The 11,897-nt window shown below is 35.7% G+C and carries 9 protein-coding genes and 1 other annotated feature; all 9 genes read right to left on the bottom strand.

The window, feature by feature from the left end; translation table 11 throughout:
• Window positions 1-80 precede the first annotated feature (80 nt).
• Complete coding sequence (rpsG, locus tag ML436_02660; protein ID UMT78647.1) at window positions 81-551, bottom strand: 30S ribosomal protein S7; 471 nt, start codon at window positions 549-551, stop codon at window positions 81-83.
• Window positions 552-616: 65 nt separating this feature from the next.
• Window positions 617-1,030 carry a 30S ribosomal protein S12 gene (gene rpsL / locus ML436_02655; protein ID UMT78646.1) on the bottom strand — a complete coding sequence of 138 codons (414 nt, stop codon included), beginning with the start codon at window positions 1,028-1,030 and terminating at the stop codon, window positions 617-619.
• Between the two features lie 98 nt (window positions 1,031-1,128).
• Complete coding sequence (locus tag ML436_02650) at window positions 1,129-1,383, bottom strand: ribosomal L7Ae/L30e/S12e/Gadd45 family protein (GenBank protein ID UMT78645.1); 255 nt, start codon at window positions 1,381-1,383, stop codon at window positions 1,129-1,131.
• Window positions 1,384-1,519: 136 nt separating this feature from the next.
• Window positions 1,520-5,116, bottom strand: a complete 3,597-nt coding sequence (rpoC, locus tag ML436_02645) for a DNA-directed RNA polymerase subunit beta' (protein ID UMT79478.1) — start codon at window positions 5,114-5,116, stop codon at window positions 1,520-1,522.
• 165 nt (window positions 5,117-5,281) lie between these two features.
• Window positions 5,282-8,833 carry a DNA-directed RNA polymerase subunit beta gene (rpoB, locus tag ML436_02640; GenBank protein ID UMT78644.1) on the bottom strand — a complete coding sequence of 1,184 codons (3,552 nt, stop codon included), beginning with the start codon at window positions 8,831-8,833 and terminating at the stop codon, window positions 5,282-5,284.
• 214 nt (window positions 8,834-9,047) lie between these two features.
• Window positions 9,048-9,656 (bottom strand): class I SAM-dependent methyltransferase, encoded by a 609-nt coding sequence (locus tag ML436_02635; GenBank protein ID UMT78643.1) that lies wholly within the window; start codon window positions 9,654-9,656, stop codon window positions 9,048-9,050.
• A 188-nt stretch (window positions 9,657-9,844) separates the two neighbouring features.
• On the bottom strand, window positions 9,845-10,213 hold the full coding sequence (gene rplL / locus ML436_02630; GenBank protein ID UMT78642.1) for a 50S ribosomal protein L7/L12: 369 nt from the start codon (window positions 10,211-10,213) through the stop codon (window positions 9,845-9,847).
• A 42-nt stretch (window positions 10,214-10,255) separates the two neighbouring features.
• Window positions 10,256-10,756 (bottom strand): 50S ribosomal protein L10, encoded by a 501-nt coding sequence (gene rplJ / locus ML436_02625; GenBank protein UMT78641.1) that lies wholly within the window; start codon window positions 10,754-10,756, stop codon window positions 10,256-10,258.
• Between the two features lie 37 nt (window positions 10,757-10,793).
• Window positions 10,794-10,941 (bottom strand) — a sequence feature (ribosomal protein L10 leader region).
• Between the two features lie 87 nt (window positions 10,942-11,028).
• Window positions 11,029-11,721 carry a 50S ribosomal protein L1 gene (rplA, locus tag ML436_02620; GenBank protein UMT78640.1) on the bottom strand — a complete coding sequence of 231 codons (693 nt, stop codon included), beginning with the start codon at window positions 11,719-11,721 and terminating at the stop codon, window positions 11,029-11,031.
• Window positions 11,722-11,897: the final 176 nt, after the last annotated feature.

The raw sequence follows: 11,897 nt of genomic DNA, 5'->3' as shown, positions 1-11,897 counted from the left end.
TAGATATGGCGATGCCCTAAGCATGAACGCTTAATGATAAATCATTAATATAGAACACACTCAGGGTAAAAGCTTTTATCTTACCAACGGTAGTGAGCAAATGCTTTGTTTGCTTCAGCCATTTTGTGAGTGTCCTCACGTTTCTTAACGGCACCACCTGTATTATTTGCTGCATCTAAAATTTCGTTAGCTAAACGATCTTCCATCGTTTTTTCACCACGAAGACGTGCATAGTTAACTAACCAACGTAATCCTAAAGTAGTACGACGTTCTGGACGAACTTCTACAGGTACTTGATAGTTAGAACCACCTACACGACGAGCTTTAACTTCTAATACTGGCATAATGTTGTTGATTGCTTCTTCGAAAACTTCTAATGCATCACGACCACTGCGTTGTTCAACTAAGTCGAATGCTGAATAAAGAATTCTTTGTGCTGTTCCACGTTTACCATCTAACATAATTTTGTTAATTAATTTAGTTACTAACTTTGAGTTATGAATTGGATCTGGTAATACGTCTCTTTTAGGTACTGATCCTTTACGAGGCATAATGTAAATCCTCCCTTCCTTATATTAAATATTTTAATTGTAAGATTTAGCTATGAACTAAATGCTTAGTTTTTAGGTTTTTTAGTTCCGTATAATGAACGACCTTGTCTACGTCCGTCAACACCTGAAGTATCAAGTGCACCACGTACGATATGGTAACGCACACCTGGTAAGTCTTTTACACGTCCACCACGTACAAGTACAACACTGTGTTCTTGTAAGTTATGCCCGATACCAGGGATGTATGCGTTGATTTCAATGTTATTTGATAAACGCACACGTGCATATTTACGTAACGCTGAGTTAGGTTTTTTAGGTGTCATTGTACCTACACGAGTACAAACACCACGTTTTTGTGGTGAGTTCAAGTCAGTAAATTTTTTCTTTTTACTGTTGAAACCTTTATTTAAAGCTGGAGAATCTGATTTTTTAATTTTGCTTTGTCTTGGTTTACGTACTAATTGGTTAATAGTTGGCATGTGATATGTCCTCCTCTCTTCACTTTTTAATCCCACACATCCAGGTGGTTCATTTTTAAGTTAAATAAAATTTAGTAAGTACAAATACTTACTAATTCTCATTTAATCAATGCTACAATTGTCGCATTGACATTAATACCTACATATTTACCTAAAGCATGTTTGCTCTCGAAAAATGATACAGGTATATTTTTCTGATTGATTTGGCTTAACACGCGAGTCATTAAATATACTTCTACGTCTTTAGCAATAATCAAAGATGTAACTTGATCTTTCTTTAACGCTTTGAGCGTTTCTTTAAGACCAACTACAAAATGTTGTTTGTTAAAGCGTGCAACTTTTTCCTTAGACAATAACTTATCCTCCAAAGTTCTGCTTGCATCAACCTTTAATATATTAACATTGAACAACAGAATTAGTCAACATCAAATCAAATAATTTACATAAAAATAACAAGAGGCTAACGAATTAGCCCCTGTTATATAAATGTTATTCAGTCACTTCTGTTTGAGCTTCAACTTCAGCAACTGGTTTAGCAGTCTTTTCGTATTTAACGTCACTATAACGTCTCATACCTGTACCTGCTGGAATTAATTTACCAATAATTACATTTTCTTTAAGACCTAGTAAGTCATCACGTTTACCTTTAATTGCTGCATCTGTAAGTACTCTTGTTGTTTCTTGGAATGATGCTGCAGATAAGAAACTTTCTGTTTCAAGTGATGCTTTCGTAATACCTAGTAATACTGGTTTAGCCGTTGCAGGACGTTTACGGTGTTTAAATGCTTCTCTGTTCGCATCTGTAAAGTTATGAATATCAACTAATGAACCTGGTAATAACTTCGTATCACCTGCTTCAATAATTCTAACTTTACGTAACATTTGTCTAACCATAACCTCAACGTGTTTATCGTCGATTTCTACCCCTTGCATACGGTAAACTTTTTGTACTTCTTTTAGTAAGTAACTTTCTGTCGCATTTAATCCAGCAACTGATAAGTAATTCTTAGGCTCAATAGAACCTTCAGTTAATACTTCACCACGTTGTACTGGTTGACCGATTTCTACAATTATTCTTGAAGTACCTGAAGCAAGGTATGATCTTGTTTCATTAGCACCTTTTACAACAATTTCTTGTTGTCTATCTTTCGCTAATTTAATATCTTCAACAACACCTTCGATTTCCGTAATCACTGCTTGACCTTTAGGGTTACGTGCTTCGAAAATCTCTTGGATACGAGGAAGACCTTGAGTGATATCGCTACCGGCTACCCCACCTGTATGGAACGTACGCATTGTAAGCTGTGTTCCTGGTTCACCAATTGATTGTGCAGCGATTGTACCAACTGCTTCACCAACTTCAACTTTTTCACCAGTCGCAAGGTTTTTACCGTAACATTTTTCACAAACACCGTGTCTCGCATTACATGTAAAGGCTGAACGAATATACATTTGTTCGATGCCAGCATCTGTAATTTTCTTAGCGATTTCAGGTGTAATTAATTCATCAGGACGAATGATTACTTCATCTGTTTCAGGATGACGAATTGTTTCTTTAGAGTAACGACCTTCAATACGTTCGATAAATGGTTCAATCATTTCTGTACCTTCTTTAATATCAGAAACTAATAAACCTCTATCTGTACCACAGTCTTCTTCACGAACAATAACATCTTGTGCCACGTCAACAAGACGACGAGTAAGATATCCTGAGTCAGCAGTTTTAAGTGCTGTATCGGCAAGACCTTTACGCGCACCATGAGTTGAGATGAAGTACTCAAGTACTGTTAAACCTTCACGGAATGATGAAGTGATTGGTAATTCGATAATCTTACCTGATGGTGCAGCCATTAAACCACGCATACCAGCTAATTGTGTAAAGTTAGATGCGTTACCACGGGCACCTGAATCACTCATCATGAAGATTGGGTTTGTTTTATCAAGTGATTGCATCAATTCACCTTGAATTTGATCTTTTGCATCTGTCCAAATTTCAACAACTGCATTATATCTTTCTTCTTCAGTGATTAAACCACGATTGAATTGTTTTGTAATTCTGTCGACTAATTTTTCATGTTCATCAAGGATTTGTTGCTTATCAGGTAATACCACGATATCAGCAACACCTACTGTAATACCAGCTTTAGATGAGAATTTGAAACCTAAGTCTTTCATACGGTCTAGCATCATTGACGTATCAGTAATACTAAATCTATTGAATACTTCAGCGATAATATTACCTAAGAATTTTTTATTGAATGGTTCAATTAAATCTTCTTTTTCAAAGTATTCTTTTAAGCCACCTTCACCTAATGTCGTAGGATCGATGAAATATCTATCAGGTGTTTTTCTTTCTAAGTTTTCTTGCGTAGGTTCATTTATATAAGCGAATGAATCTGGAATAATTTCATTGAAAATAATTTTACCTACTGAAGTAGCAAGAATCTTTTTGTTTTGCTCTTCAGTAAATGTAGGGTTGTTAAATGAACTTGCATGTACACCGATTCTAGTGTGTAAATGAACAAATCCATTTGCATATGCTTTTAATACTTCATTTGTATTATTAAAGATTGCACCTGTATTTACTGCATCTTTTCTTTCTAAAGTAAGGTAATAGTTACCAAGTACCATATCCTGAGACGGTGTTACTACTGGTTTACCATCTTTAGGGTTCAAGATGTTTTGTGCAGCTAACATTAACATTCTTGCTTCAGCTTGAGCTTCTTTTGATAAAGGAACGTGAACAGCCATTTGGTCACCATCAAAGTCAGCGTTATAAGCTGTTGTTACAAGTGGATGAAGACGAATCGCACGACCCTCAACTAATGTCGGTTCAAACGCTTGAATACCTAATCTGTGAAGTGTTGGTGCACGGTTAAGTAAAACTGGATGTTCTCTAATCACTTCTTCTAAAACATCCCATACTTCGTCATCCATGCGTTCGATTTTACTCTTAGCATTTTTAATGTTAGTAGCAATTTCACGTTGAACTAATTCTTTCATTACAAAAGGTTTAAATAGCTCAAGTGCCATTTCTTTTGGTAAACCACATTGGTACATTTTCAAGCTTGGACCTACAGCGATAACCGAACGACCTGAATAGTCAACACGCTTACCAAGTAAGTTTTGACGGAAACGACCTTGTTTACCTTTTAACATATGTGATAGAGATTTTAATGGACGGTTACCTGGACCAGTAACTGGGCGACCACGACGACCATTATCTATTAAAGCATCAACTGCTTCTTGTAACATACGTTTTTCATTTTGAACGATAATACCAGGTGCACCTAGATCTAATAAACGTTTCAAACGATTATTACGGTTAATTACACGACGGTATAAATCATTTAAGTCACTTGTTGCAAAACGTCCACCATCTAATTGAACCATTGGACGAATTTCTGGTGGGATGATTGGAAGTACATCTAAAATCATCCATGAAGGTTTATTACCTGAGTTACGGAATGATTCAACAACTTCTAAACGTTTAATTGCACGAGTAAGTCTTTGACCAGTAGCTGATTCTAACTCGTCACGCAATAATTTAAGTTCTTCGTCTAAATCAATCTCTTCAAGTAAATCTTTGATACCTTCTGCACCCATTTTAGCAACGAATTGACCAGGGTATTTATCATAATATTCTCTGAATTCAGCTTCAGATAATAATGTTTTCTTTTCTAAGCCAGTTGGACCTGGGTCTACAACAACATAAGAAGCGAAGTAAATAACTTCTTCTAATGCTCTTGGTGACATATCAAGCAATAATCCCATACGACTTGGAATTCCTTTGAAATACCAAATGTGTGAAACTGGAGCAGCAAGTTCAATGTGTCCCATTCTTTCACGACGTACTTTAGATTTAGTTACTTCAACACCACATCTGTCACAGACCATGCCTTTGTAGCGAACACGTTTGTATTTACCACAACTACATTCCCAGTCTTTTGTAGGTCCGAAAATTCTTTCACAGAATAGACCATCTTTTTCAGGTTTTAATGTACGGTAGTTGATTGTTTCAGGTTTTTTAACCTCACCAAATGACCATGAGCGGATTTTTTCAGGTGAAGCTAAGCCTATTTTCATATAATGGAAATTATTTACATCAATCAAGGAGCCTACCTCCTTCAATTTAGATTAGCTGTGCTATTTGATTGATTTGCATTTATTTAAAATGGCTTAAAGTACTAAACTGAATCGTTTATTTTATTCAGTTTAGTATCTTTATTGCCGAATTTTGTAAATTGCGTATTAATCAGTAACTTCTTTTTGTGTTTCAGGAGCATCATTTTGTTGTAAATCTACTTTACGTTCTACAACATCATCGTCGTCAACGTCTGTCATTTCGATTTCATTATCTTGCTCATCCATAACTTTTACATCTAATCCTAAACTTTGTAATTCTTTCATCAATACTCGGAATGACTCTGGAACACTTGGTCTAGAGATGTTTTCACCTTTAACAATAGCTTCGTATGTTTTCACACGACCTACTGTATCATCAGATTTGTAAGTTAGGATTTCTTGTAATGTATATGCAGCACCATATGCCTCAAGTGCCCATACCTCCATCTCACCGAAACGTTGTCCACCGAATTGAGCTTTACCACCAAGTGGTTGTTGTGTAACTAGTGAGTATGGTCCTGTTGAACGCGCATGTAATTTATCATCAACCATGTGCGCAAGTTTCAACATGTACATTACACCTACTGAAATACGGTTATCGAAAGGTTCACCTGTACGGCCATCATAAAGTACAGTTTTACCATCACGAGCCATACCAGCTTCTTCAATTGTTGACCATACGTCGTCATCGTTTGCACCATCGAATACAGGTGATGCAACGTGAATACCAAGATTTTTAGCAGCCATACCTAAGTGCAACTCTAATACTTGTCCGATATTCATACGAGATGGTACACCAAGTGGGTTTAACATGATATCAATCGGACGTCCATCTGGTAAATAAGGCATGTCTTCTTCAGGAACAATCTTAGAGATTACACCCTTGTTACCATGTCGACCACACATTTTGTCACCAACATGAATTTTACGTTTTTGAACGATGTATACACGTACTAATTGATTTACACCAGGTGATAAAGTATCATCACCCTCTTCACGATTAAACACTTTTACATCAAGAACGATACCACCAGCACCGTGAGGAACACGTAATGAAGTATCTCTAACTTCGCGTGCTTTTTCACCAAAAATCGCATGTAATAATCTTTCTTCAGCAGTTAATTCAGTCACACCTTTAGGCGTTACTTTACCAACTAAAATATCTCCATCTTTAACTTCTGCACCAACATAAACGATACCACGATCATCTAAGTTTTTAAGTGCACTTTCAGAAACATTAGGAATATCCCTTGTAATTTCTTCAGGTCCTAACTTAGTGTCACGAGCTTCTGATTCATATTCTTCAATATGAATAGATGTATAAACGTCATCTTTCACAAGTCTTTCACTCATGATTACGGCATCCTCATAGTTATAACCATCCCAAGTCATGAAACCGACAACTACGTTTCTACCTAATGCCATTTCACCTAATTCCATAGATGGACCATCTGCCAAGATTTCGTTGTACTCAACAACATCTCCAACTGCAACGATTGGACGTTGGTTGTAACATGTACCTGAGTTTGAACGTTTAAATTTAGCTAATGGATAACGATCTAATTCTCCTTCATGTTCAATGCCATTTTCTTCAACAAAACGACGTACAAGAATTTCATTTGATTCCACATGCTCAACACGACCTCTATGCTTAGCTGTAATAGCTGCACCAGAGTCACGTGCTGCAACGTGTTCCATACCAGTACCAACAAATGGCGCTTCTGGATTCATCAAAGGTACTGCTTGACGTTGCATGTTCGCACCCATCAATGCACGGTTAGAGTCATCGTTTTCTAAGAATGGAATACATGCTGTCGCAGCTGAAACTACCTGTTTAGGTGATACATCCATGTAATCCATTTTTTCTTTAGCCATAACTGTATTGTTACCACGGAAACGACACACTACTTCATCATCCATGAATCGACCGTTTTCATCTAATTTAGAGTTCGCTTGTGCTACCACATAGCTATCCTCTTCATCAGCTGTTAAATAGTCAATTTGATCTGTGATTGCGTGTGTATCAAGATCTACTTTACGGTAAGGTGTTTCAATGAATCCAAATTCATTTACACGGGCATAACTAGACAATGAGTTAATTAAACCAATGTTTGGTCCCTCAGGCGTTTCGATTGGACACATACGACCATAGTGAGAGTAGTGAACGTCACGTACTTCCATTTGAGCACGTTCACGTGTTAAACCACCCGGTCCTAAAGCTGATAGACGACGTTTGTGCGTTAACTCAGCTAATGGGTTAGCTTGGTCCATGAATTGTGATAATTGAGAGCTACCAAAGAACTCTTTAATAGATGCAATTACAGGACGAATATTAATTAATTGTTGAGGTGTGATAGACTCTGTGTCTTGAATTGACATTCTCTCACGTACAACTCTTTCCATTCTTGATAAACCGATACGGAATTGGTTTTGTAATAATTCCCCAACTGAACGTAATCGACGGTTACCTAAATGGTCGATATCATCTGTGTATCCAATACCACTTAATAAGTTAAAGAAATAACTCATTGAAGCAATAATATCTGCTGGTGTAATACATTTAACTTCTGAATCAGGGAAAGCATTACCAATTACTGTTGTAGTGCGACCTTCATCATCATTAGGCACATAAACTTTGATAGATTGAATTTCAACTGGTTCATCAATGACACTACCATGTAATTCAAATACTTCACTGTTTGCGTTTGCTTCAAGAACGTCCATGATTTCATCTAGTTTGCGACGATCAAGTACCGTACCTTCTTCAACAACGATTTCACCAGTTTCAGTATTAACAATTGGCTCAGCTAATTTTTGATTGAATAAACGATGTTTTAAATGTAATTTTTTGTTTGTTTTATAACGACCTACACTCGCTAAATCATAGCGTTTTGGATCGAAGAAACGTGAATACAATAGACTCTTCGCATTTTCAACCGTTGGTGGTTCACCTGGACGCAAACGTTCATAGATTTCTAGTAACGCTTGTTCTGTGTTTTCAGTGCTATCTTTCTCTAAAGTATTACGTAAATATTCATTGTCACCTAAAAGGTCAACAATTTCTTGATCACTTGAAAAACCTAAAGCACGTAATAATACTGTTAAAGGTAATTTACGTGTTCTATCGATACGAACATAAACCACATCTTTTGCGTCTGTTTCATATTCTAACCATGCACCACGGTTAGGAATAATAGTTGCATCATAGTTTTCGCGACCATTTTTGTCGATTTTTTCATTAAAATAAACGGATGGTGAACGAACTAATTGAGATACGATTACACGTTCAGCACCATTGATTACGAACGTACCTGTATCAGTCATTAATGGGAAATCACCCATGAAAACTTCTTGTTCTTTAACTTCACCAGTTTCTTTAATTATTAGACGCACTTTTACACGAAGAGGTGCAGCATAAGTAGCGTCACGGTTTTTAGATTCTTCTAAATCATATTTTGGTTCTCCTAAACGGTAATCCACAAATTCTAATGATAAATTACCAGTAAAGTCTTCAATTGGCGAAATGTCTCTAAACATTTCGATTAAACCTTCTCTAAGGAACCACTCGTAAGATTTAGTTTGAATTTCTATTAAGTTTGGTAATTCTAATACTTCTGAAATTCTCGCGTAGTTTCTACGTTTACGATGTCTTCCATATTGGACAACTTGACCTGCCAAACAGATTCACCCCTCAAAAATTATGTGATCCGCTTTTAGTTAAATAACATAAGCATATTAATAAAAAGACAAAAAGAAAACGGCAACACTAATGATGACACCATTTTCGATTCTATATTCATTCCTAATTAACTTATCTATTTAACGTAAAAGTACACACTTATTGAACATAAATTTTTACATTATATAACTATAACAGAATATCGAATTCATTTCAAGCTTTTATGCTTCTTAGAATATAATATCCTTTATCTTTATTCAGCACTTCTACATTTCCAAAAAGCACTTCCATTTTTTTCTTTGCAGATGGCATTCCTTGCTTTTTCTGTATAACAACAAATAATTCTCCATTTGCGTCCAATTTGTCAAATGCTTGTTCGAAAATACGATGTACGGTTTTCTTACCTGCCCTTATCGGTGGATTAGTCAATACAAAATCTAAACTTTCATTTTCTACTGCAGATAAAGCATCGCTTTCTTTTACAATTACATTGTCAATGTCATTTAATTTTTTGTTTTTCTCAACTAAAGCAAGTGCTCTATGATTCACATCTAGCATAGTAATCGTATGATGCGGAGATACTTTTGCAATCATCAAACCTATAGGACCATATCCACATCCAACGTCAGCTATTCTTTTACTCGGTCCAGGTGGATGTGCTTTTAAAAAAGTTTGAATGAGAACATCTGATCCGTAGTCCACTCGATCTTTTGAAAAAACGCCATTGTCAGTAATTAAATGGATAAGATGTTGATTCACTTGATATTGAATTCGTTGCTCATTGCTACTTACACTTGGGTCTTCATCATAGTAATGACTCATTATTCCACCTCATCTTCATTTTGTAACTCGTCATTATTATAACATTATGTTATGTGTTTACATGAATAAAACCCCGTTATCAAAATAACGGGGTTTTAACTTCTCAAAGAATCATTTCATTACAACAATCATCCATATATGGCTATGATTGTTATAAAACTTTGACTATTAAGTTTAAGATACTAGAATTATTTTAATTCTACAGTAGCTCCAACTTCTTCTAATTGTTCTTTAAGTTTTTCAGCTTCTTCTTTAGGTAAAGCTTCTTTGATTACTTTAGGAGCTCCGTCTACTAATTCTTTAGCATCTTTTAATCCTAAACCAGTTGCTTCTTTAACAGCTTTAACAACTTTGATTTTAGATGAACCAGCTGAAGTTAACTCAACGTCAAATTCAGTTTTTTCTGCTGCAGCGTCAGCGCCACCAGCTGCACCTGCTACTGCTACTGGAGCAGCTGCAGTTACACCAAATTCTTCTTCAATTGCTTTTACTAAGTCGTTTAATTCTAATACTGACATTTCTTTAATCGCTTCAATGATTTGTTCATGATTAGCCATTTTATAATTCCTCCATTATTTTTAATTTTTTTACGCTAAAAATTATTCAGCGTTTTCTTCTTTTTGTTCTCCAATAGCTTTAACCGCATAAGCGAAGTTGCGTACAGGAGCTTGTAATACTGATAAAAGCATAGATACAAGACCATCGTGTGAAGGTAATGAACCAACAGTCTTAACTTCTTCTGCTGTAATAACATTGCCTTCCATAACGCCTGATTTAATTTCTAACGCTTCATGATCTTTAGCAAATCCAGAAATTACTTTCGCTGCAGCTACAGCATCTTCACTTGAAGTTGCAATAGCAGTAGGACCTGTTAAGAATTCATCTAAGCCTTCGATACCAGCTTTTTCAGCTGCACGACGTACCATAGTGTTTTTGTATACTTTATACTCAACACCAGCTTCACGTAATTGTGAACGTAAGTCAGTAACTTCAGCTACTGTTAATCCACGATAGTCAACGATTACTGTAGAAACTGAATTTGATAGTACCTCAGCGATTTCATCAACTAATTGTTTTTTAGCTTCAATGATAGCAGACATTCAGACACCTCCATTTAAATTTTTGGTGCTTTTTTTAAATTTAATAAAAAAAGCACTTTCTACCCACGGCAAAAAGTGCTTGAAAGATCATTAATCATCACGTTCAAGTCAATTTTAGCCTCGGTAGGATAAATTTTAAGTTAAAAAATAACTCCTACTGTCTTAGGTAAAATAATCACAATAAGTAATATAACTTGTAAACCACTCATTGTCAATATATTTTTACAGACTGAAAGTAAATTCTTTCAGCCTGTAATCATTTATATCATTTATTATTTGAAACTTGCAGTATCAATTTTAACTCCAGGACCCATTGTTGTAGTTACAGCAACAGATTTGAAGTAAGTACCTTTAGCAGATGATGGTTTAGCTTTAGCTAATACATCTTGTAAAGTATTGAAGTTTTCGATTAATTGTTCATCAGTGAATGAAACTTTACCAATTGATGCATGTACGATACCAGCTTTTTCAGCACGGTATTCTACTTTACCAGCTTTGATTTCTTCAACAGCTTTTTTAACATCCATTGTTACAGTTCCAGTTTTAGGGTTTGGCATTAAACCTTTAGGTCCTAATACACGACCTAATTTACCAACTTCACCCATCATATCTGGTGTAGCAACAACTACATCGAAGTCAAACCAACCTTGTTGGATTTTTTGAACGTATTCTGCTTCACCTACATAGTCAGCACCTGCTGCCTCAGCTTCAGCAATTTTATCGCCTTTAGCGAATACTAATACACTTTGTGATTTACCAGTTCCGTTAGGTAGTACTACTGCACCACGGATTTGTTGGTCATTTTTACGTGTATCAATTCCTAAACGGAATGCAACTTCAACAGAAGCGTCAAAGTTAGCAATGCTTGTTTCTTTAGCTAATTTAATTGCTTCTTCAACACTGTAGTGCTGAGTACGGTCAACTTTACTAGCTGCTTCTTGATACTTTTTACCTTTTTTAGCCATTTATAGTTCCTCCTTTAGTGGTTTTAGCGGAATTTCCTCCCACATTACTTGCTTGATGCAAGTTAAGAGCAGACAACAGAAGAACTAATCTTATGAATAAATCAATCATTAATCTAGTCATACAGATTATATTTATAATTCATCATTATTATCTCTGTTATCTGCTTCATCGTTTA

Source organism: Staphylococcus roterodami (genome assembly GCA_022493055.1).
Taxonomy (GTDB): domain Bacteria; phylum Bacillota; class Bacilli; order Staphylococcales; family Staphylococcaceae; genus Staphylococcus; species Staphylococcus singaporensis.
The sequence above is the reverse complement of the archived record's forward strand: the minus strand, read 5'-3'. Positions and strand labels throughout refer to the sequence as shown.

Bases quoted from the DNA above. Each gene is read 5' to 3' on its own strand.
- ML436_02635 (UMT78643.1), bottom strand. From the start codon at position 9,656: ATGAGTCATTACTATGATGAAGACCCAAGTGTAAGTAGCAATGAGCAA.
- rplA (UMT78640.1), bottom strand. From the start codon at position 11,721: ATGGCTAAAAAAGGTAAAAAGTATCAAGAAGCAGCTAGTAAAGTTGAC.
- rplL (UMT78642.1), bottom strand. From the start codon at position 10,213: ATGGCTAATCATGAACAAATCATTGAAGCGATTAAAGAAATGTCAGTA.
- rpsL (UMT78646.1), bottom strand. From the start codon at position 1,030: ATGCCAACTATTAACCAATTAGTACGTAAACCAAGACAAAGCAAAATT.
- rpsG (UMT78647.1), bottom strand. From the start codon at position 551: ATGCCTCGTAAAGGATCAGTACCTAAAAGAGACGTATTACCAGATCCA.
- rpoC (UMT79478.1), bottom strand. From the start codon at position 5,116: ATGAAAATAGGCTTAGCTTCACCTGAAAAAATCCGCTCATGGTCATTT.
- rplJ (UMT78641.1), bottom strand. From the start codon at position 10,756: ATGTCTGCTATCATTGAAGCTAAAAAACAATTAGTTGATGAAATCGCT.